At 56.8% G+C, this 22,037-nt stretch carries 19 protein-coding genes; 11 read left to right on the top strand and 8 right to left on the bottom strand.

Features of this window, described 5'->3' with window-relative positions:
* The first annotated feature begins 38 nt into the window (after positions 1-38).
* Together HFP54_RS09945 and HFP54_RS09940 are read left to right on the top strand one after the other, a co-directional pair.
* A complete protein-coding gene (locus HFP54_RS09945; RefSeq protein ID WP_168565222.1) occupies positions 39-917 on the top strand; it encodes a family 16 glycosylhydrolase in 879 nt (292 codons plus the stop codon).
* 344 nt (positions 918-1,261) lie between these two features.
* On the top strand, positions 1,262-2,773 hold the full coding sequence (locus tag HFP54_RS09940) for a hypothetical protein (protein ID WP_235951528.1): 1,512 nt from the start codon (positions 1,262-1,264) through the stop codon (positions 2,771-2,773).
* Between the two features lie 11 nt (positions 2,774-2,784).
* On the opposite strand, the gene HFP54_RS09935 is transcribed toward HFP54_RS09940, so the two are convergent.
* From HFP54_RS09935 to HFP54_RS09925, 3 genes are all read right to left on the bottom strand, one after another.
* Entirely contained in the window at positions 2,785-4,146 is a 1,362-nt protein-coding gene (locus HFP54_RS09935; RefSeq protein ID WP_168565016.1) for an endo-1,4-beta-xylanase, read from the bottom strand.
* A gap of 115 nt (positions 4,147-4,261) precedes the next feature.
* Positions 4,262-5,329: a glycosyl hydrolase gene (locus HFP54_RS09930; RefSeq protein ID WP_168565015.1), complete on the bottom strand. Its 1,068-nt coding sequence runs from the start codon at positions 5,327-5,329 to the stop codon at positions 4,262-4,264.
* A gap of 77 nt (positions 5,330-5,406) precedes the next feature.
* Complete coding sequence (locus HFP54_RS09925) at positions 5,407-6,975, bottom strand: sulfatase family protein (RefSeq protein WP_206036126.1); 1,569 nt, start codon at positions 6,973-6,975, stop codon at positions 5,407-5,409.
* 397 nt (positions 6,976-7,372) lie between these two features.
* Between HFP54_RS09925 and HFP54_RS09920 the strand changes: the two genes are divergently transcribed.
* Positions 7,373-8,788 (top strand): sulfatase, encoded by a 1,416-nt coding sequence (locus HFP54_RS09920; RefSeq protein ID WP_168565014.1) that lies wholly within the window; start codon positions 7,373-7,375, stop codon positions 8,786-8,788.
* A gap of 42 nt (positions 8,789-8,830) precedes the next feature.
* On the opposite strand, the gene HFP54_RS09915 is transcribed toward HFP54_RS09920, so the two are convergent.
* From HFP54_RS09915 to HFP54_RS09905, 3 genes are read right to left on the bottom strand one after another with little or no spacing between them, the layout of a single operon-like run.
* Positions 8,831-10,672: an alkaline phosphatase D family protein gene (locus HFP54_RS09915; RefSeq protein ID WP_168565013.1), complete on the bottom strand. Its 1,842-nt coding sequence runs from the start codon at positions 10,670-10,672 to the stop codon at positions 8,831-8,833.
* Positions 10,669-11,550 carry a hypothetical protein gene (locus HFP54_RS09910; protein ID WP_168565012.1) on the bottom strand — a complete coding sequence of 294 codons (882 nt, stop codon included), beginning with the start codon at positions 11,548-11,550 and terminating at the stop codon, positions 10,669-10,671. Before HFP54_RS09910 ends, HFP54_RS09915 begins: the two co-directional genes overlap by 4 nt.
* A 26-nt stretch (positions 11,551-11,576) precedes the next feature.
* The gene (locus HFP54_RS09905) at positions 11,577-12,644 is read right to left on the bottom strand and encodes a cytochrome-c peroxidase (protein ID WP_168565011.1); all 1,068 of its coding nucleotides are present in this window, start codon (positions 12,642-12,644) and stop codon (positions 11,577-11,579) included.
* A 484-nt stretch (positions 12,645-13,128) separates the two neighbouring features.
* Here HFP54_RS09905 and HFP54_RS09900 point away from each other — a divergent pair, with 484 nt between their 5' ends.
* On the top strand, positions 13,129-14,175 hold the full coding sequence (locus HFP54_RS09900; RefSeq protein WP_168565010.1) for a hypothetical protein: 1,047 nt from the start codon (positions 13,129-13,131) through the stop codon (positions 14,173-14,175).
* Between the two features lie 3 nt (positions 14,176-14,178).
* Here HFP54_RS09900 and HFP54_RS09895 read toward each other — a convergent pair whose 3' ends face one another.
* Together HFP54_RS09895 and HFP54_RS09890 are read right to left on the bottom strand one after the other, a co-directional pair.
* Entirely contained in the window at positions 14,179-14,385 is a 207-nt protein-coding gene (locus HFP54_RS09895; RefSeq protein WP_168565009.1) for an FmdB family zinc ribbon protein, read from the bottom strand.
* 60 nt (positions 14,386-14,445) lie between these two features.
* Positions 14,446-14,877: a Fur family transcriptional regulator gene (locus tag HFP54_RS09890; protein WP_168565008.1), complete on the bottom strand. Its 432-nt coding sequence runs from the start codon at positions 14,875-14,877 to the stop codon at positions 14,446-14,448.
* A gap of 492 nt (positions 14,878-15,369) precedes the next feature.
* Here HFP54_RS09890 and HFP54_RS09885 point away from each other — a divergent pair, with 492 nt between their 5' ends.
* The 7 genes from HFP54_RS09885 (at position 15,370) to HFP54_RS09855 (ending at position 22,011) form a co-directional block, all read left to right on the top strand.
* Positions 15,370-15,900, top strand: a complete 531-nt coding sequence (locus tag HFP54_RS09885) for a hypothetical protein (protein ID WP_168564765.1) — start codon at positions 15,370-15,372, stop codon at positions 15,898-15,900.
* Between the two features lie 188 nt (positions 15,901-16,088).
* A complete protein-coding gene (locus tag HFP54_RS09880) occupies positions 16,089-16,565 on the top strand; it encodes a hypothetical protein (RefSeq protein WP_168565007.1) in 477 nt (158 codons plus the stop codon).
* A complete protein-coding gene (gene zigA / locus HFP54_RS09875; protein WP_168565006.1) occupies positions 16,562-17,818 on the top strand; it encodes a zinc metallochaperone GTPase ZigA in 1,257 nt (418 codons plus the stop codon). Before HFP54_RS09880 ends, zigA begins: the two co-directional genes overlap by 4 nt.
* Positions 17,815-18,480 carry a MerC family mercury resistance protein gene (locus HFP54_RS09870; RefSeq protein ID WP_315853870.1) on the top strand — a complete coding sequence of 222 codons (666 nt, stop codon included), beginning with the start codon at positions 17,815-17,817 and terminating at the stop codon, positions 18,478-18,480. Before zigA ends, HFP54_RS09870 begins: the two co-directional genes overlap by 4 nt.
* A complete protein-coding gene (locus HFP54_RS09865; RefSeq protein WP_168565005.1) occupies positions 18,477-19,625 on the top strand; it encodes an NAD(P)/FAD-dependent oxidoreductase in 1,149 nt (382 codons plus the stop codon). The genes HFP54_RS09870 and HFP54_RS09865 overlap by 4 nt, the downstream gene beginning before the upstream one ends.
* Positions 19,610-21,328, top strand: a complete 1,719-nt coding sequence (locus HFP54_RS09860) for a nucleoside recognition domain-containing protein (protein ID WP_206036125.1) — start codon at positions 19,610-19,612, stop codon at positions 21,326-21,328. Before HFP54_RS09865 ends, HFP54_RS09860 begins: the two co-directional genes overlap by 16 nt.
* A gap of 143 nt (positions 21,329-21,471) precedes the next feature.
* Positions 21,472-22,011 carry a hypothetical protein gene (locus tag HFP54_RS09855; RefSeq protein WP_168565004.1) on the top strand — a complete coding sequence of 180 codons (540 nt, stop codon included), beginning with the start codon at positions 21,472-21,474 and terminating at the stop codon, positions 22,009-22,011.
* The last annotated feature ends 26 nt before the right edge of the window (positions 22,012-22,037 follow it).

The following is a 22,037-nucleotide window of genomic DNA, read 5'->3' as shown; positions in this document are numbered from 1 at the left end:
ATCGTTCACTGCTCGTTCTTGGTTGGCTGGTGGCAGCCATGTCCTACCAGGGCCACGAATCGCAAGCCCAGACCAGCAGGAATAACTTGCCCTTCACCGCACAGCCCACCGAGAAGTGGAAAATTCGGTGGGACCGATCCGATGACTTCAACGGCGACAGCGTTGACTGGCGAAAGTGGAATGCGTCGCCCGAAAACTTCGGCGCATGGGTCTGGGACAACGACAACAAGATCAGCGTTGCGGACGGCACCGTGCGTCTGACGATGCGAAAGCTAGACGAACCGGTCACCGTCGGACGACGGGCGCCGACGCCGTACACGTCTGGCATGCTGAAGTCGCACGTCAAGGGAACCTACGGCTACTACGAGGCTCGCATCAAAGGTGCCCCGTTGTTTCCGGGTGTGTGCCCGGCGTTCTGGCTGTACAGCAAAATCGACGACACGATCTTGGGCGAAGGAGAAACACGGTACAGTGAAATCGATATCGTCGAACTGACCCAACGTGGCGACCGCTTGGAAGGCAATGAAAGGGTCGCCGACTTCAACTTGCACGCGATTCTGTCCAACGGCAAACAGGGAATCGTGGGACGCAGTTGGCAACGCCCGAACGATGCCCGATTCAAAGCCGACCAGGCGAACGAATGGAAGTTGCCATTTGACCCTCGTGATGACTTCCACATCTATGGGTGTGATGTAACACCGGAAACGATCACTTGGTTTGTCGACGGACAACAGGTCGGCCAAAAACCCAATCGCTATTGGCATCGCGAAATGAACGTGGCAATTTCGTTGGGGCTGCGGCCACCCTATTCCATTTACACGCCCAAGGGTTTCGTCCCATCCGATGTCGATGCCACCGATGCCTTTCCGACCAGCATGGAAGTCGACTATGTGCGGGTTTGGCAACGAATTCCCTGATTGACTTGCGTCGAATCATTCCCTGGAAAACGAGTCGCGTTGCAGCATCGGACGACATCCGGCCCGGGCAATGACGGGTTCATCACATTGCAGTAAACGGCGATTTCGAATCTTAAAATGGCCCCAATCACGGCGTGCGACTAGCGTATACTTCGCCCAGACATGCCATGTTCACAGCGATCGGCCACCTGTGTGTTTCCACGCCGGATAGCCGATTCTCATCGTCACGTTTCGTTCCAAAGTTGGACAAACCGCGTGGTGAGATGATTTCCGGCAAAGGCAATCGAGCTCATGGCTATCACGCTGCGCACGTAGATTTTTGAAGCAATGATAAGGACCAAGCCATGAACGCGACGAAGCCCCATTCGACCCTCTGGATCGTCGCGGCTGCCTTGGCTGCGATCCAAGCGATCCAGGCCAGCGCCGAAGATTCGCCTTGGACACGTGACAACCGAATCGCCATCAGTGCGGATGGCAACCCGCATGCGGATGCCGATGACGTGGGCGCCACACCGCTGACCATGGCGGTGTTGGCCAAAGCGGGACTGCAAGACAATCTGGTGCACTTCGATTTCAACAACTTCTTGGAGTACGAGCGAATCGATCCCGAAGAAAATCGCATGTGGCAAAGTGCGATGGGCGCACAGGCACGCTTTGGATTCGATCGCAATCGCTTCTTCGATGCCGCAATCGAACCGAATCATGCCATCGAACACTTGACCAGTGTCATCAACGAATCAACCGCAAATGATCCGCTGTATTTAATCGCGGCGGGGCCGATGGAGTTGATCTATCGCGCATTGGAGGCCGCCGACGCGGAGGCCAGAAAGCACGTCAAGATTGTGTCACATCACGACTACAACGAATATTTCAAACCGCGGTTGTGGCATCGCAACTGGAACGACATTCAGCGACTGGTTCCCGAAATCGGCTACCTTCGGATCAAAGACCAGAACGGCAGCAAGGGACAAGGCCTGAAGGGGTCGTCCAATGATGATTTCCGGTGGCTGAAGGACCACACGGACTCCAAGCTGAATTGGGTCTATGATCGAATCGCCGCGGGAAAACCAGATGTTTCCGATGCGGGGATGCTGACTTGGCTGATCGGGATTAACGGAACAGACACGGTGGTCTCCATCGCGGAAATGAAGGATTGGTTCGGCACAGATTCCATTGCCGTCAGCGGCGATCCCCAAACGCCCGCCGACGCGCCGGCCGGCGTGACCCCCGATGTCGTCCCGCCCCAAGGACTAAGCATCTTTAAGGAAGTGGACGGAAAGCTGGTCATCGAAGCCGAGAGCGTACCGCTGACCGACGATTGGGTGATGGAGACCAGCGAATCCGACTTCAGTGGCGACGGATACATTCGTTGGATGCCGTCATGGATTCACAAGATCAGCCACCAGCACCAAGGCGTGCTGATGTATCGGTTGCGAATCACCAATGCCGGCGAATACCGAATGGCTTTGCGTTCGTCTCACAAGGGCGCTCCCGAGCGTGACAAGTGGAATGACTGTTGGACACTGATGGGGTTGAATCCGGTTCACCCATACGGAATCACCCGCAAGACTTATCATGCCATCAATCAAGAATCATTCGACAGTGGAACGGGATTCACCTGGCACACCACGCATGACAACTATGGCTCCGTTGCCAAGTCGGATGGTCACTTTTCGACCCCCGTCTATCAACTTGACCAAGGTGACCACTATTTTTGGATCTGCGGCCGTTCGGGCGGTTATCGCATCGACAAAATTCATTTCTTCAAACAAGGTATCGATGGTTTCAAGGACGACACCGAACCGGCCACTCCGATCATTGCGGTCAACCATGACCAAAGTGAACCGCAGCGATGATGATCACGTCGTCATTGCAATGACACGGAAATGACGCCCGGGCTTTCCGCGGTCAATCGGAAGGTTCCGTTCAGCTTGACGCCATCCTTGGCCAGGGTGATACGGTAGTCACCGCGAAAGCCTCGGAAGCTGACGCGGCCCCGTTCATCGACGTCACAACGTTCCGATGTCCGCCACTGGTGGTTGACCAATTGGTTCAAGGTTTCGTAGGCGGGTTTGGGATTCAGCTGTTCGTCCAATAGCCCGCTGGGCATCCCACGCCAAGCCTTTTCGTCCGAGATGCTCCACCAAACGATTGCTTCCACCTTCGGATGGCTGAAAGCGATCGTGTAAAACTCCCGCAGGCTTTCCGCCTGCTGTCGTTCACCGTCAGCGGTACTGGGAATCGCCGGATCGGGTTCACGATTGCGTCGAGCTCTTTCGACAGCAGCCTCCTGTTGCTGTACCTGCCGCCAATCGCTGAGCGGTTCACAGCTGACGATCGAAACCTCCGTCAAATGGATCGGCTTCTTGTACTGCGCAAATCGCTGCAGCATATTCCACAATTGTTGCGGTGTGATCACATCAGGCTTCTTGTGCATGTGGGTTTGAATCCCGATCGCACTGAAGTCCACACAATGGTCTAGGCAATACCGAATCTGGTCGTGGTACTGTGGATCGTCGTGGCGAAAGTGATTCAACAGAAAGTACCCGTTGGGCTGAACTTGACGCACCGCACTGACGATCTTCTGCGTACAAGGACCTGGTCCGCCCAATGATTCCACCCAACGCCTCGCACCGTTTTCCGCTGGCTTCAATCGGATCCCAGGGGTTTCGTTATATAAGTCCCACTGATCGACCTGCGTATAATTGCTCGCCAGCATGCGAACGTGATCCATGACATAGCGATCAATCTTCTCCACACTGGGTTCTTGTTCGACAAAGGCCGGCAAGGTGTTGTGCCACATCATCGGGTGACCCTTGGTCGTCATGCCTCGTTCCCGAGCAAACCGCATCGCTTTCTCGGTGTGCTCGTTCAGCATCCACGTGCCAGGCTGTCGTTCGTGTTGACTCCAGTAAAACGGCAGGGTGGCATAGTTGAACACTTGGAAAAACCGCTTCAGATAGGTTTCGAATTCAGGCCGATCGTGATAGACCCTGGCTGCCCCCAAAAACCCGCCAAAATGGAATTCGTGCCCCGTCTGTTCGATCGTCGCCGTCACTCCTGCCGGGGCCTGCATTCCGTCGGGCAGGGTGATTTCGACAACGGCATCGCTCATCCGGTGTTGCCGAATTCTCTTTTCCGCCCTCTCCAAATCCCACGCGGGTTCGTTTGCGTTGCAAAGCATCGCCATGAACGCGACACCTGCGACTGCGTGAACAACGATCTTCACGTCAGGCCTTTCGAAACTCAATACAGCAAAAAGTGCGCAGCGACAGAATCCGATTGGTTCGCAGCATTCCGCCGCGCGTTTTCAAGCTCCACGCCGATGGCAAGTCAATGAACTTTTACCGCGCGTCCCAGTCGGGCAATTCGTCCAAGGTGATCATCAGCGGATGATTGAATGTCTTGTCGACCCAGTCTTTCGGATTCAATCGATGATCGGCCCACCATGGCAGGCAGTACAACCACTTCGGTCCCGCCTGGGCCATTGCGTCTGGATCGGGGATACCCGCGCCCTCGCTGAAGGCCAGCATTTTGCCGGGCGTCACCTTGCTCATGATCTCGAAGGCCTTCGCATAGGATGACTCCTGCGGCAGTTTCCATCCGTAGTGTTCGCTGGGATAGATATCGATCCCCGAAATGTCGACGTACTGGTCGCCAGGGTAATATCGCTTTCGATGTTCAATCGCTTCGACGGGATCGGCCGGATCCGCCCCAGCACATTTGACGCCCGCGTTATAAACCCAGATCAGGTTGTCCAACTTTCGTTCTTTGACGTAGGAGTCAAAGATCATCCGATAAAGTTCCGCGGTGTTTTCCGGAGTCTCCGCGTCGGTCCACCAGAACCATCCTCCATCGATTTCGTGCAGCGGACGAAACAGGATAGGCACCCCGGCGTCTTCGAAGACCTGCAAATAGTCGCCATGACGCCGCAGATCTTCCATGACAGCCTTGTATTCCGGTGTGCCGGGTGTCGTCCCGGCCTTCATGTCGAAAGGCCCAGTGCCCTTGGGCGGGTTCACCCAAGCGGTGCCATCCTTTTTCGCTGGATTCTTCCAGTGGAACGTCATCGTTATGATGGTGCCCTGTTTGGCTCGCTGTAGGATCGGTTCGATCTTCGCATCCATAACCTTGGTATAGCTCTTGCCCCACGTCGGACTGTTCCATCCGCACAGGTCGTAGTTCACAACCGCCGGACGTTTACCGCTGATCTGGATTGCTTTCTCCGTTTCCCGATCGCCGTTCATCCCGACCAAGACACGATCGCGGTAGATCGTTTCCAAGTAATTCAATACCGCACGGGCCTTGTCATTCAGGTTCGGATTGACCGGTTCGATCGCAGCAGCGGTCTGCACCCAAATGACCAGCAAAGCGGGAAGCAACAGGTGACGCAGACAAACAGTTCCAATCATCGTTCGAATCCTAAGTGGCTCATGTTCCCAGATAGCGCTGTTTCGTTAAGTGTCCCGTTTGAAATACTTTGCCCGATTCAATCATCCCAGTGGCGATCGACGATCGCTTGAATCCCAGGGTACGCCGAATCCGTTTCGTTCAATTCCGCACGCTGTTTCCTCAATTCATCTTTCAGTTCCTGGATGACCTCTCGGTATGCCGGATCATCGTACCGGTTGTCCAATTCATGGGGATCGTTCTTCAGGTCGTAAAATTCCCAAGCCGCAGGCGTTTCATCCGCGATTCCGTGGTACTGAGTGGCCCAGTAGTACTTTCCGAAATCAGATTCAGGCAGATAGTGTTTTCCGTAGTAGAAGATCAGCTTGTGATCTTTGGAACGGATCCCAAAGTGGGCGGGGACATAGTGGTGGATAATGTGCATCCAATATCGATAGTAGGTCCCGGTCCGCCATCCCGACTCTTCACCGCCCCGCAGCGTGTTGACAAAGCTTCGGCCTTGCATGTAGTCCGGCGATTGACCGCCCGCTAATTCGATCATCGTCGGTGCAAAATCGGTATTGTTGATCAACAGATCCGACACGGTGCCGCCGCGGATCATCTGAGGGCAGTGAATGATCAGAGGCATCCGCATCGATTCATCGTACATCCACCGTTTGTCTTGCAGATCGTGCTCACCCAGCATCATGCCTTGGTCGCCCGTGTAGATAATGACGGTGTTTTCCCATAGACCGACAGATTTCAAGTGATCGAACAGTCGTCCCAGATTGTCGTCGACGCCTTTGACACATCGCAGATACGCTTTCAGGTATTTTTGATAGCCACGGTGTGCTGATTCGGGCCCCGCGAACTTGGATTCCAATAACATGTCGTTGTAGTTGCGGTACTGGTGACGATCGGAAATCGACGTCCCGATGTAGCTTTCCAGTGCGTCATCCTTCCCTCGCGTTCCGATCGAACCCCAATTCGGTTGATAGTACAAACTGGACGGCTCCGGAATCTCCGTCGCGGCCAGATATTCTTCGTATCGAGGCGCATATTCGAACATATCGTGTGGCGCCTTGTAGTGATGCATCAGAAAGAATGGCTTGGACTTATCCAGACTGTCGATGTACTCGATCGCCACGTCGGTGATCACATCGGTGGAATGGCCATTGCTGCTGACCCGGTTGTAGGGCCAAGGGCCTTTGCCCTTTTCATGAAAATCGGGGTCGAAATATTTCCCCTGTCCGGGCAGCACTTTGTAGTAATCAAAGACGACCGGTTCGGTATGCAAATGCCATTTCCCGATCACGGCGGTGCTGTAGCCGAGACGTCGTAGCTCTTGCGGCAAGTACTGTTTTTCGGGATCCAGAGGGATATCCAGATCCAAAACGCCATTGGTTTGCGGATATTGACCGGTGATGATCGACGCGCGACTGGGCGTGCAGATCGAGTTGTTACAAAACACGTTTTCAAACCGGATGCCACGGTCGGCCAAACGGTCCAGATTTGGCGTCGGATTCAGTTCCGACAACCGTCCGCCATACGCACCAATCGCATGCGCCGCATGATCATCGGACATGATGAAGATGATGTTCGGCGGACGTTGGGCCGACGCAGATTGAAACATTGCTGCGATCGCCAAGACGATCAATGCGGATCTCATTCGAATGAACCTTCGGTGTCTATATTTTCTGGATGTGCTTCGGGTTGAATGTTGGCATCGTTGACGCGCCGTCGCATCTGAAGGAGCAGGGGAACAAACCATGAGGTGGTGTCGTGATTGACGAACGACGCTTTGCAACCCGCCGACAGTCGGTTCTTCGTGCAAATTCGAACGAACAAGACCGAAAGCAATCGTAACAAGAATCGCCATGGATTGACCCTGACGCAGGTCCATACGCGACAACAGACCGCTGCCCCACCCGCAGGTCCTGGTTGGCGAATCTCAGGTGGTGTCGCCGCAAGGGATACAATGCGTTTCTGCGCCGAATCGACGCACCTTGGCGAACGGCCGTCTAGCGGTGGCGGCGTCACACGGAATACCCCCAGGAATCTTCAACATGCGCTGGCTTTTGTTTGCGGTCACCTTTGTCGGATGCAACTTCGGCACGCTGGACGCTTCGGAAAAACCCAACATCTTGTTCATCGCGATCGATGATCTGAACGATTGGCTGGGCTGCTACGAAGGGCATCCGCAGGCCCAAACACCACACATCGATGCGTTGGCCGCACGCGGCGTCACCTTTACCAACGCCCATTGCCAAGCACCGATCTGTAATCCTTCCCGCGTCAGCATGTTTTTGGGAAAGCGGCCTTCGACCACCGGGATGTACTTCCTGGGGCCGAACTTTCGTTCCGTGGCACCGACACGAGACGAAACAACCATGTTTCAGACGTTTCGAAGGCATGGGTTTTACGTCACCACGCGGGGCAAGATTTTTCATGGGAAAGCAGACCCCGCATCGTTCGACCACATCGAACGGACGAAAGGATGGCGGCGTGGCGACCAGAAGCTGAACTACACCGTGCCGGGTTCCCATCCGCTGTGGGACTGGGGCCAAGTCGATGTCCCCGACGAACAACAGCGGGATTACCAGACCGCGGCTTGGGCCGCCCGGCAATTGGGTGAACTGGCCGATCGCGATCAACGGTTCTTACTGGCCGTTGGATTCCATCTTCCTCACGTTCCCGTTTATGCGTCCAAAAAATGGTTCGATCTGTACCCGATTGATGAAGTCCGATTGCCCGCAACAACGAACAGCGACGTTGATGACCTACCCGAAATTGCAAAGCAGTTGACGTTGAACCCGACCGCGCCGCGACATCGTTGGATGGTCGAAAATGACCAGTGGAAAATCGCGGTCCAGTCGTACCTGGCGGCGAACAGTTTCGTTGATTCCTTGGTGGGCATGCTGGTCGATTCCCTTGACGCCAGTGGCGCCGCCGACAATACCATCGTGGTGCTTTGGAGCGACCACGGGTTCCACCTGGGCGAAAAACTACGCTGGGCCAAGCGAAGTCTGTGGGAAGAAACGACACGAGTCCCGCTGATCATCACCGGACCAGACACCTGCCGTGATCGCCGCTGCGGCCGACCGGTTGGACTGATCGATGTCTACCCAACGCTGCTGGAAATGTGCGGACTGCCGATGGTCGATGGCTTGGAAGGCATCAGTTTGCGGCCGTTGCTACAGAACCCCGATGCCACCTGGGATCGACCTGCCATCTGCACGTTCGGCCCGAACAACCATTCGATTCGCGGCGAACATCTTCGATACACCGTTTACGCCGACGGCAGCCGCGAGTTGTACGATCACCGCGTGGATCCCAACGAATGGCAAAACCTGATCGCCGACGGCCAGGTCCCCAAGGCTTATCAAGCGGCCGTCGAAAACCTTTCGCGATGGATCCCGAAAACCAATGCCGAACCGCTGCCCGGCAGCACCGGTTCGGATTCACCGCTGTACTCCGAATGAAAATGCGGGCGGCACTTTCGATCCTCGGATGGCGTTTTGAAATCACTTCTTCAGGGAAACCTGAATGGGATCGCCTTCGGTTTCAAGGTTCGGCGTCGCCAGCGTATCGAGCACATCCTGGCCCGCCTTCACGATGAAACGTTTGCCCTTGGGGGCATGCGGCGTGAACGATTTGCCGACGGCACGGACGGTGTACAGCACTTCGTTGGTATCGGCGTCGGATAACTGCACGATGGGATCGGCAACATCGAACAGCAGCGTACGCCGGGGCTCCCAGGATGGAGGGTTGTAGTTGTCGAACTGGGAAATGGTTCGCGGCCACCCCGGATACTGCTGGGCGTCGGACGACGTGATGTCGACGTTGCGCGGCCAGCATTCCATGGTGATCATTCGCGTCTTGGTATTCAGCCGCACCACGCCGAACCCTGCCGCACGTGTGTTTAGCAAGTTTCCAGCGGGTTTCTTGTCCGGATTGGCCGCCGCATAGTTGGTCACCTTGTTGGCAAAGCCGTCTTCTTGGTCTCCGGTGTAATCCGGCGTTCCGGGTTCGCGATTGGCACCGGGCGTCAGCGGATCCCACCAGCGAAGATAGAGATTGGCGATCGACGGGACACAGAACGACCAAACCGCGTCGCGGTGTTCGTCGATTCCATGGTGAAAGATGGTCGCCAAGTGTTGGTCGCCCGCCAGATGAAACGCAAACGCTTTGCGCAAGGCGTCCAACGCACGATTGCGTCCCGTTTGCGGCCAGCCATTGGAATCCATGTCCGCATGCAACCGACCGCTGGCCGATCCGTGAATGTGGGCGCCGCCACAAAAAATGGTTTGCGACAATGCGACCTTCATGTCAGCGTTTCGCCAATCTTTCGACCAACGGTCAAGAAAGTTCAGTTGTCGCTGGCCCAACAGGACCGCACCGTCAACATCAACGCTGGCCGGATCGTAATCAGGGTTTCGAATATGATCGGGGCGCGGACCTTGCTTCGGCACACGTCCGGCGGGTCCCGTTTTGAACTTCCGATCTTCCAAGATGGCAAAGTCGACGTTGCCCCAGTTCAAGTTGGTGAAATAGACGCCGATGCCTTGCCCAATCGGTTTCGGATCAACCGGATCCGGCAGATGGCTGGTCTGTGCCCGTTCGACTTCCTTGACGTAAACGGCCGGCTTCGCATAGCCGCCATCGGATGCACCGCTGAGCGTGGAGATCTTTCCGCTTTCGCCCCACAAATTCGGCTGGCCCACGTCATGGTCATCGGGCAACGTCACGGTCGGTCGGTCTTTGATGATCTGGCCGAAATCTCGTCCGAATTTCAGCCAAGCGGCCAAGTGCCGGTTGTGGTCATAGACTTGGTCGCCGGAAAAGAACAACAGATCCGCGTCGATTCGATTGACGTTGTCGATCAAATCTTGACGTGAAATGTCGCCGCCGTGCGCCGGTGCAATGGAGTTGCCCGTAAAAGCCGCGATCACAATCTCATCTTCGTCGACGGGATTCTTTCGAATCTTGCCTTCGTACTTGGCCTTGGTTCCGTGCAGCACCCGATAGTTTGCATCTTGGGTGTCGTCCCAATCGTCGACCCGCATCGTGGCGGTCCATCCGGGCAGAATCACATCGGCACGATCCACTTCCACCCATTGATTGTCCTTCTGGATCTCCAAACGAACGGTCTTGGGTTGGTCGTCCGATAGTGGATAAAGCTGGGCGGTCAGCTTCAGCGTCTGGTCGCTGACGGTGTACAAGGCAAAACAGATCGCATCTTTTTCAGCAACTTGGGGGATACTCAAATCGATGCGATTTCGCCGATTCGAATTCTGCTGTGCCTGGACCGTGTTCCCGGCAAGCGTCATAAGAACAAGCAACGAAAACGGAATCAGCGGCTTCATACATTTTCCTCGACGTCACGTTCGTCCACGGAATCGCGCCGTTTCCAAAGTACGAACAGATACAGCGGTATCAAAAAGTGCGGTGCCCGCAAAACGGCATCGTGAACATACTGGTCGGCGCCCCAGTAGTTCAGATCCCACGACATCCCGGCAACGGGGCGTGCCAGTGAGGTTAGGAATCCCCATAGGACAGCGTAGCCGACCGCAAGCCGGCGTACAGGTGGAACAAACACGGCAAAACAGACGACAAAATCAAGCACCCCGGCTAGATGCAGTAGTGCCGTCGCCGATTCGTATTCCACGCCAAAAACCAGCGTGATCATAGCATAGAAGTTTCCGGGGGTCGGCCACCATCCGACGGCATAGCTCCCGTGGCCGGCAAAGGTCGTCACCACAGCAAGCATCGCCATGGCCACCGTCACCCGGTGTCGCACTCCCAACGCAAGCGCCGTTGCCAATAAAACCGGCGAAAGAATTTGGCCACCGTGTTCGACCAACATGGGCAGCTGGTACTGCGATGCGACATACTTGGCATAACTCAAGATCAGCAGCATCACACTAGCGACAGCCAGTCCCCCCCACTGAACGTAAGACCGTCGCCCGGCGGTCAGAGTGAGCGGCGTTACCGCAAGATAGATCCAGCCGATTCGTCCCAGCCAACGTTGAACCCAACCATCATCCGCACCGCTTCCGACAAACTGATCCCAGTCGATCCCAAATCGACTGGCCAGGTCATAGGTGGCGTCCTGCCACAACAAGACGCCATAGGGTCCTTCCCAATACAGATGCACCCATGTCCAGCCGGCCAGACATAAAAACGCCGACGCACGCAGAATCCACAACAGCACGGCATCCGAGCCTTTTCGATCATCCGACATCGCCGACCGCACCTTACGCTTCCCAATCATTCACCACCCGGTGGTGAAAAGTTCCGGGGAACCTCCCCCGTCAAAGAATTCAGAAACTGGACGATCGCATCGCATTCCGAATTCGTCAATGTTCGGTCCAACTGGACTTTGGCCATCACCCGAACCGCTTGCGACAGGTCGTCGACCGATCCGTCATGAAAGTACGGCGCAGTGGCCGTGATGTTCCGCAACATCGGAACACGAAAACGATACCGGTCTTCTGGCTGTTTGGTTTTCGCATACAGGCCTTCGTCGACTTTCGTTGATCCGGTTGCCGTCCAGTAGTCGCCGAACACACCAAACACCGCCATCTGTCGACCTCCCAACAGAAGCCCGGAATGACAATCCACACATCCGATATCCATGAACAGCGTCAAACCTTTGCGTGGTGTCGTCTTCAACGCGTTTTCATCACCCGATAGATAGCGATCAAAATCTGCCGGGGTGGTCAGTGTTTTTTCATACGCCGCAACGGCTCGTCCGAACTGATCGGTCAGCGAAGCATCGTCGCCATCGCCAAACACGTTCTTCAGCTGCGTCGCATATCCAAGTTCGACCAATCGTGCTTCGGCTGATTCTTCGTCGTCATGCCCCAGTGATCCGGTCAACGACCCGCTGGCTTGGACCTGCAGCGACGGCCGATCGGCAAGCCAGCGAAGTTCATCTTGATACGCCGCGTTGAACACCGTCTGCGAGTTCCGCTTGGTCAGGTCCCCCTTGGCTCGCTTCGAAAAACGTCGCGGATCGGCACCGCCGCTTTCGGGCAAGTGACAACTGCCACAGGAGACTTGTCCGCCCATCGAAATTTGCGTGTCCCAAAACAACGCGCGGCCAAGTTCGACTTTTGCGGACGAAACCAACGTCGCATCCGGCGCCGGCACGATGCCGAAGTGCGACTGTGCTCGGTCCAAGAGATCGTCCGCACGAAGGTTCGGACCGGCAAAGAGAAAGACCAGCATGACGACCGCGATACCGATCGAGCCGTTCCGCGATGATCGACCGATCGGCACAGACCACGAATCACCTTGGAATCCGGCGAAACCGATCGATTGTCGCAATGACACGTTTCCGCTCCAGTGGCGAAAGGGAATCGAAAAAGATCCGAGTCGATCGAATCCATGGTTCACGGATTGCAAAGCACCTCGGCAAGAATGATGCGAAACAGTCTAACCAAGCTGGACGTCCCATACCCGACACGATCAGACACCATCAAACCACCTGTTGTTGGGCGAACGCGCCGAAACCCAGGCGTCGCATTCACATTGCCCGCGATGGCCCAGATTCGCTAGCTTGCGTGTGGACAACCACACCTTCATGACGATGCCGGGCTGAACATTGTTTTCCCTAAGAATGACCATCCCATTTACGGCGACAACGCGATCCTCGATCAGCCGGTATATCCGCAGAAGCAGACGATGGTGTGAATTCGCGCTCATTCTGCTACTGGCGATCATCTGTACCTGCCCAGTCGCATCGGTTCAGGCCTGTCCGTTTTGCTCCGCGCTCGCACCAACGATCAGCGATGACCTGAAAGGAGCTTCCGCTGCGGTGATCGCCCGTTGCGAATCGGTGACCGAACAGCCCGATGGATTCTATGTGTGCCGTCTGCATATCGACGAGGTCATCAAGGGCGAACCGAGCCTGAAAGACAAATCGGTCGAAGTCGACACCATCGAGAAGATCTCGGCCAAAGGAACGTTCTGGCTGTTGGGTTACGGCCAAGATTCGATCGACTGGGTTGCCCCGACGGCGATCTCGACCAGCGCAGTGCCCTACCTTCGCGAGCTAGAGAGTCTGGCGGATGAAGGGCCCCAGCGTTTGGAGCACTTCCTACGTTACCTGCGTCACGACAACGAACTCGTTTCCGACGACGCCTATAACGAATTCGCCGAAGCTTCGATGAAGGACATCGCGTCATTGAAGGCAAAGCTTGATCGCACCTGGGTCCTGCAACAGCTTCGCGACACTTCCATTTCGCGGCATCGTCGCCGTTTGTTTTGGACACTGCTCGGACACTGCGGAACAGCGGACGACGCTCGCCTGTTTGACGAACTACTTCGCGTCCGTGCCAGCGATCCGACGTTTGACCCGGGCATGGATGCGGCCATCGCCTGCCTGATCACACTTGGCGGCGAATCCGCTTTGGTTGAAATCGAAAAAGACTACTTGGCGAACCCAGACGTCGATTACTCCGAAGCCTTTGCCGCCATCAGCGCGATACGTGTTCACGGCACCGACCTGTCGGTCCTGCGGCGTGATCGGCTGGCGCAGTCACTGCGAATCGTGCTGCAACAGCCGGATTTATCCGATCTTGTGATTCCCGATCTGGCCCGATGGGAAGACTGGTCGGCGATCGATCGCGTCGCCGAATTGTTCGAATCCACGACGGATGAATCCAGCTTTATCAAACCCAAGGTGGTTCAATACTTAAAAGCGTGTCCCTTGCCCGCTGCGGCGACCAAGTTGGATCGACTTCGACGACTCGATCCTGATGCCGTGCGTGCCGCGGAAGAATCAATGATGTTCTATTCCGGACTGGCAACGCTGCCGGTTCCCCCACCCGACGAATCTGACGACGCGGTTGAATCCCGATAGAGTTCAGCCGCACGAGCAACCGGATGAACAGCAACCGCCTTTCTTGGATGAAACCGGCAAAGAGTACCCGCCCGAAATGACGCGGCGAACGGGTTGGCCCGTTTCAGGATGCCGGGTCAACGGTTCATCAGCCATCGACTGCATGATTTCGAAACGCAACGGCTTTTCCTGCTCGCTTGCGGCAAGGGTCTCATAGACATAAATCGGCATCAAATCATCCTTTTGGGTGAACGCAACAACGGCGTGAACACTGTAACTGCGCCGAATGCATCACTTGCAATCGTTGCAAATTCCACGCAGCAGGATCTCGGCAACCTCGCCCACCTTGTCACTTTCACGCAGACTGCTTGTGGTCAATTGCAAGTTCGCCAAACAGGAAACGGTTCCGCAAGCGGTGCACAGGAAATGGGGATGCGAATCCGTTGCCGTTTCTCCGGGACGCACTCTTTCGAATCGATAGACGTGATCCCCCAATTCTGTACGGCGCAGCAGACCGACGTCGGTTAGGTCGATTAGGTTTCGAAAGATCGTCGCCCTGTCGAAGCCGGCCTCGTCCAACTCATCCGCAACATCGGCGTGCGTCATCGGAAAGATCGCCTGACGCAACATTCGAAGCGTCGCCACCCTGGACGGCGTCGCACGCAAGCCCGCTGCGCGAATGTCGTCCTGAATCGACTTGGCCTTTGCAGAAGAAGTACCCATATCGCTTCACCATCACGAAGACACATCGCGTGTCGGGCGTCACCGCACACGCAGCACGCCGAATGCACCGAAGAAACGTCCGGCGGGCAACATGGTGGAAACAGCCAGGTGCCTACAGAAACAGCAGGGGCCTGCGATCGCCACAGCGTGCCTGTGTTTTCACGTATTCCGATCTGGCGCCCTGCCCCCCGACGTCGATCAACGATTGCAACGGTGGCGGGGAAACCCACGGTGCACTTGAAAGTCCATCAACGGTCGCCCACCCAAGGCATGGATCCCATGCAAAACGAAACCCCAGGTTATCGCCAACCAGATGCTTTTGCAACCTCTTTGCACGTGATATCTTGTCGCAAAACAGTCCGCCGGTACAAAATCCTGCGAGAGAACTTCGAGGCCCGGGCAGCAGTTGTCGCGACGGCTTTCGGCATCGCAGACCACTGGCCCTGACTCCACGGTGCATTTCCACCAAACAAACTGATTCTGGAGACGACCATGAAGATTGCCTGTTCGCTGCTGACCCTGCTGATCGTCGTTGCGTTTGCGGGCTGCGGGCCAACCGACACCTCCAGCGGAGATGCAGCCACGCACAGTTCGGGGCACGACGATCACGATGGCCACGATCACGATGGTCACGATCACGATGGTCACGATCACGATGGTCACGATCACGATGGTCACGATCACGATGGTCACGATCAGCCGGAATCGCTCGGCGAAGCGGTCGAACACATCCAAGAGATGGGCGAAACGATCATCACCGCGTTCGAAAGTGGCGACGCGGAAGACGCCCACCACGAGCTGCACGAAATCGGACACGCGATCGAATGCCTGCCGGGACTCGCCCAGAAGGCGGACCTAACAAGCGAGCAAAAAGACGCGATCAATAACGCCACCGAAGCCCTAATGGACGCCTTCGGGGAGCTCGACGGGACCCTGCACGGCGGCGACGACGTCGAAATCGACGACATCTCCAAACAGATTTCCGACCAAATCGAAAAACTGAAATCGATGCCGGCATCGTAGACCACACGGGACGTCGGAACGCTTGGCTTCACACGAAAACCAGCACTCACCCCAGTTCCACCGGGTCGCCGCCAGCCCGGGGCGGTGAACCACCGCGTGAGAAATCTTCCAAAAGCCTCTTTTGCAACTGAGTTGCATTTGCTACGCTTTTGCCAGTCTGATTCAATCGACTCCAGGGAGCTTCATTCATGTGGTTCAGTGCGATGGTTTGTACGGTCGCCTTGGTGACCATGTTTCATTGGGGCGCCGTCGCTCGGGGCCAAAGCGTTCCGCCGCAACGTCCGGCGCCGCAGGTCGTTGCGGTCGACACGTTTGTGGCCGAGGCGCTGGCGCACCACTGGGCGGGCGCACCGATCCCGACACTATTCGGTGAAACGGAAGAGTCCTGCCGGACGATCGCCAAGCGGGCCTGGTCGATGCGCGACGCCAGCTTTCTGGTGTACCACAGTCGCCGGCTTAACCCGACCGCTCGGATGTACTGCGAACGCCTGCAGGTCCAGGGCGTTCGGTTGGTCGACTTGAAAGACCTGGGTGTCCCGGTGGCGCTCGATGGCCTGCGGCAACCGGCCATCCGCTTGGTCGACCACGCAACGTCTTCGCAGGCAAGCGTCGTACTGCGGGCAAGTTTAAACACCCTTCCGATGTCCAGCGAGGAAAGCCGATGAGCGATGCGTCGAAACGTTTACCCGTGACCGTCTTGTCGGGATTCTTGGGTGCCGGAAAGACGACGCTGTTGAATCATGTATTGGCCAACCGCAAGGGGATGCGAGTGGCCGTGATTGTCAATGACATGAGCGAAGTCAACATCGACGCGGCGCTCGTTCGCGATGGCGGGGCCGACTTGTCGCGAACCGACGAGCAGTTGGTGGAAATGAGCAACGGCTGCATTTGCTGCACGCTGCGAGAGGACTTGTTGATCGAGGTGTCTCGGTTGGCTCGGGAAGGCCGGTTCGATTACTTGTTGATCGAATCGACCGGCATCAGTGAACCCATGCCCGTGGCCGAGACCTTCACCTTTGAAGACGAAGACGGCAACAGCCTGTCCAGCGTTGCAGAATTGGACACGATGGTGACCGTGGTCGATGCCGGCAACTTCTTCAAAGACTTTGGATCTTGGGATGACCTGTCCGACCGGCGTCTCGGGGTCAGCGAAGACGACCAGCGAAACATTGTCGACTTGTTGGTCGACCAGATCGAGTTTGCCAACGTCATCATCATCAACAAGATCGATCTGCTGTCGGCCTATGACGTCGAACAATTGGAACAAGTCATTCGCCGATTGAACCCGAACGCGAAAATCCTGCGTTCCCGCGAGAGTCGTGTCCCGCTGGAAGAAGTGATGGGGACGGGGCGCTTTGAACTTAGCGAAGCGGAATCTTCGCCCGGCTGGCTGGAAGTTCCTCGAGGACAAGAACAGACCGAAACCGAAGAATACGGCATCAGCCATTTCGTCTATCGACGCGACCGACCATTCCATCCCCAGCGTCTGTCCACAGCGATGAACGAAGGATTCGGATCGGGTCAACCGCTGGACGGCGTCCTGCGAAGCAAAGGCTTGATGTGGATCGCGTCCCGAAACGACTGGGCGTACGACTGGTCTCATGCCGGCTGTTCGATCCGCATGGATCCCGCCGGGTATTGGTGGGCCGCGGCACCAGCCGATGAGTGGCCGGAAGAAGAAGAAATCATTGCGGAAATCAAGTCGAAGATCGTCGGCACCTACGGGGACCGCCATCAAGAACTGGTCTTTATCGGCCATGCGATGGACAAGAATCGCATCATCGAGGCCCTGGACGAATGCCTGCTTGGCGACGACGAGTTCGCCCAGGGCCCCGAAGCCTGGGCCGAGTACGACGACCCGTTTCCGCAGATCGAGTTACAGACCGACGAAGAAGAATCCTTGGAGACGTGGCGGTGAGCAGTGAGTTGTTTGTGATTGATCCGGCGCCCGCCGGTGGGGCCGAACCGGTTGCGAAATCCGGGTGGTCCGGTTGGAGCGACTGGGCCGGAATGGTTGCGTCGGTGGGGTGCGCGATTCACTGTGCCGCGATGCCGTTTGTGATCGCCTACCTGCCCGCACTAGGACTTAGCTTCCTGGCCGATGAAGCGTTCCACCAATGGATGGCCGTCGGTTGTTTCGCGATTGCATTGACCGCGTTCGTTCCGGGCTTGCGGAAACACGGCCGCTTGACGCCGGTGGTGATCGGCAGCGTCGGCTTGGTGATGATTTCGGTCGCCGCATTCGGATTCGCCGGCGATTGCTGTGCGGCGTGCGAAGGAGCGACAACCGCATCGACGGTGGCCCCGACGGATCCGGCGTCCGGGGTCAACGCCGTCGTTTCGTCAGACGATTGCACTGAAGCTTGCTGTCCACACTGCGCTGCGGACGAAAGCTCCACAGCTGAAAGCGACACCGCCGAACAAACGCCTCCATCATCGTCAAGCCAACTGGTTGCCACGTTGGTTCCCTGGATGACGCCGCTGGGCGGTATCGTCTTGGTCTCGGCGCATTTGTTGAATCGACGATTCGGCTGCTCGTGCGGTTGCTGCGAAGACGAAACCGCAGCGGTGACCGCATGATCAAAGCCGTCGCTCAAACACACGATGCCGGGCAACACACATTGGATGTGGTGGTCGTCGGTGGCGGGGCGGCCGGTATCGGCGTCGCTGTCGCACTGATGCACGCCGGGGTGAAAAACTTTGCCGTGCTTGAACGCGGTACAGTCGGTGCCTCGTTTGCCGCTTGGCCGGCGGAGACTCGATTCATCACGCCGTCGTTTCCGACCAATTCGATCGGTATGCTGGACCTGAATTCGATCGCGGTCGGCGTTTCGCCCGCTTTCAGTTTGGAAGTGGAACACCCGACCGGCGAAGAGTACGCGTCACACCTGCGTGGTGTCGCACAGTTTTTCGAGCTTCCCGTTCGCGAGCAAACTGATGTCTTGCGAGTCACCAAAGTCGGCGAAGACTTTCGCGTGGACACGCCCACCGAAACGCTTCGCGCGAAGCACGTCATTTGGGCCGCGGGTGAATTTCAATACCCTCGGCTGAACGGTTTCCCGGGCAGCGAATTCTGTCGACACACGGCAACCATCCCCAGTTATGAGGAATTGGACGGCGACGACTTCATCGTCATCGGTGGCTACGAAAGTGGTGTCGACGCGGCCTATCACCTCGCTTGCTGTGACAAACGTGTTCGGCTGTTCGACAAAGCGTGTCCGTGGAAAGACGAGAGCTCCGACCCCAGCATCGCGCTGTCGACGTATTCGCTGGAACGGATGCGTGAAGATTGGTTCGAACAATTCGTCGAACTCTTTCCGCACACGCCCATCGCCTCGGTCAAGAAATACGACGACGGCTTTGAAGTCAAAGCACTGGACGGCCGCTGGTTTCCGACGTCCACACCGCCGTTGCTTGCCGGCGGGTTCGAAGGCAGTCACCAATTGGTCGCTGACCTTTTCAAGCAACGCGATGACGGCTTTCCCGAGCTGAACGAGAACGACGAATCGACGCTGACCCCGGGGTTGTTCCTGTGTGGTCCCGCGGTCCGTCACGACAACCACGTTTTCTGTTTCATTTACAAATACCGTCAGCGCTTCGCGGTCGTTGCCAAGGCCATTGCGACTTCCCTGGGCTTGCCCGCGGAGGAACTGGAATCCTATCGCAAGTGGGGCATGTACCTGGATGACCTGTCGTGCTGTGGCGAGGAATGCGTTTCATGTTAGGCGAAGCGGTTCGCACTCCAAAGCAGACCGATGACGAACGCGACACGCACACCATCCTGGTTGTCGGTAAAGAGAGCGTTGGAAAGTCACAACTGATTTCCTCGCTGACCGGACGCTCGGCCGGCGAAACGAACTTTCGCGGATCGACCGTCAGGGCGGATCGCTATCGTTCGGGGAACACCGAATTCATTGACACGCCGGGGATCCTGCGGAACTCCGACACCCAGACGACACGACTGGCGCTGGACGCACTCGACCAACAGGAAGTGGTGCTGTTGGTGGCCCAGGCAACCTGTCTAGACCAAGACTTGAGCGATCTGTTGCCCCTGTTGGTTGGGAAACGTCTTGCCATCGTTGTGACCTATTGGGACAAGGTTCAGCCCGGCGAAGCAGCTCTGGAAGCGATCGAACGACTGTCGGCCGACGCCGGCCTTGGTTTCGTGCCCGTCGATGCACGAGAGCTAACGGACCGCGACCGGCAACGAATCATCGAAGCGTTGCGTGATCCACCCAGGCTGGAAAAGGCATCACTCACCGCGCGTGCGGGATGGCGAATCGAGCCCAAGCCCGGATGGATGGAGCACCGGATTGCTGGTCCACTGATCGCCCTGCTGTTCTTGTTTCTGCCGGCACTGGCGACGATCTACATCGCCAATGCGGCTGCTGATTTACTGCACCCGATCATCGCAAGCTGGTTCGAACCCGTCATCGCCGCGGTCAATACAACTTGGCCCAACTGGGCTCGGGTCGTGCTGACGGCACAACAAGGTGAATTCGGCTATGGCCTGTTGAACATGGGCCCCTTTCTTTTGGTTTGGGCTTTCCCGACGGTCTTGATGTTCGCATTGATCTTGGGTGCCTATAAAGCGAGCGGCTTAATCGAACGCATCAATGTCGCGATTCATCCGCTGATGCGACCATTCGGCTTAAGCGGCCGAGACGTCGTCCGGGTCATGATGGGTCTGGGTTGCAACGTGCCGGCGGTAATCAGCACCCGTTCGTGCTCCAGTTGTTCGCGTGGCTCCGCGGTTTCGGCGATCGCATTCGGATCGGCGTGCAGTTACCAATTGCCGGCAACCTTGGCCGTTTTGTCGGGTGCTGCGGTCGCGACGGGGACCTCAGCCACGCTGCTGACTGGTGTGCTTCTGACCTACCTTTTGCTGACAACGCTTGTTTATCTGCGTCTGACATCGAGCCCACAATCACGAAATTCTTTGAATGTTTTGATGACGCCTAGCCGACCGTTCATGCAATGGCCGACGCTACCCGCGTTGTGGCGTGAAGCATCCGGAACGGTTCGACAGTTTTTGTATCAAGCGATGCCGGTCTTCGCTGTGATTTGCATCATCGCATCGCTGCTGGCTCATGTCGGTGCATTGGATTTGGCGTCTCGGATCCTGAGCCCGGTAATGAGATTGTTTGACCTTCCATCCCAGGCGGCATTGCCCGTGGTTTTGGCGTCGGTTCGCAAAGACGGCATTTTCTTGCTAGCCGCGGATGACGGATTGTCGTTCCCGATGACGGCTGCTCAAGCATTGACCGCGGTATACCTGGCCGGCGTTTTGCTGCCCTGCTTGGTCACTGCTATGACGATCGGACGTGAAACCGGTTGGAAGCCCACGGTCAAATTGCTCGCTCGTCAGGCCGCCTTTGCAACCCTGTTTGCACTCATTTTGGCTTGGGGCGGACGGTTGCTGCTGTGATCTTCCACCATCAGAATCGGACGCTGTTTTCATGGAGCCATGTTGGCCCGAAGAACGCCCACAGGCTGATCCGCAGGATCAAGATTGGTCGTCAAAAAACGTCCGATCGCAGGCATCAGAGGTCGCAACCGCTGGAACGGGCGGTGGACTTGCTGAGCCAACAGATTTGGTGCTGGGGACAGGACGTCTTGCGTCGTGAAGGCAATTGGTTGTTGGAGCTGGGTTTCAACCGAGCCAAGCCGCCCGCCAGCCGCAAAGACTGCTCGAGCGTCTACACGCTGGAACTGCCAAACCATCGCCGTGTCGTGCTGCGCGGCTTCGGCGTGTTTTTCGGTGACGATCGATGGGGCGGCGTGTTCTTGCCGCGCTACGAGTTTCGGCCCAAGTACACAGATCAGGCGACGCTCCGCTGCCCGCCTTGGTCAGATGATGATTTACCGACACTGCGCCGCCCAAACGCATCTCAACGCCACAGTTGCGTCATGCTGACCTTGCAGCTGATCGATTGGATTCGCGGCTATGAAGTGGACATCGCGGATCGCTTAGGAATCGAATACCGGCGGCGGACGCTTGCGGCATGGGACAACGGCAAACGACGCGTCATTGCCGCCGAAACCATGGCTTCGGCATGGCGTGCGCTTTCCATCCAAGTCGCCGGAAACTTCGACGCCTTTGCGGCCTAGGGTAGATCGCCCCGAAATATTGCCCC

Source organism: Crateriforma spongiae, assembly GCF_012290005.1.
Lineage (GTDB): Bacteria > Planctomycetota > Planctomycetia > Pirellulales > Pirellulaceae > Crateriforma > Crateriforma spongiae.
This window is presented reverse-complemented; position numbering and strand designations above follow the sequence as displayed.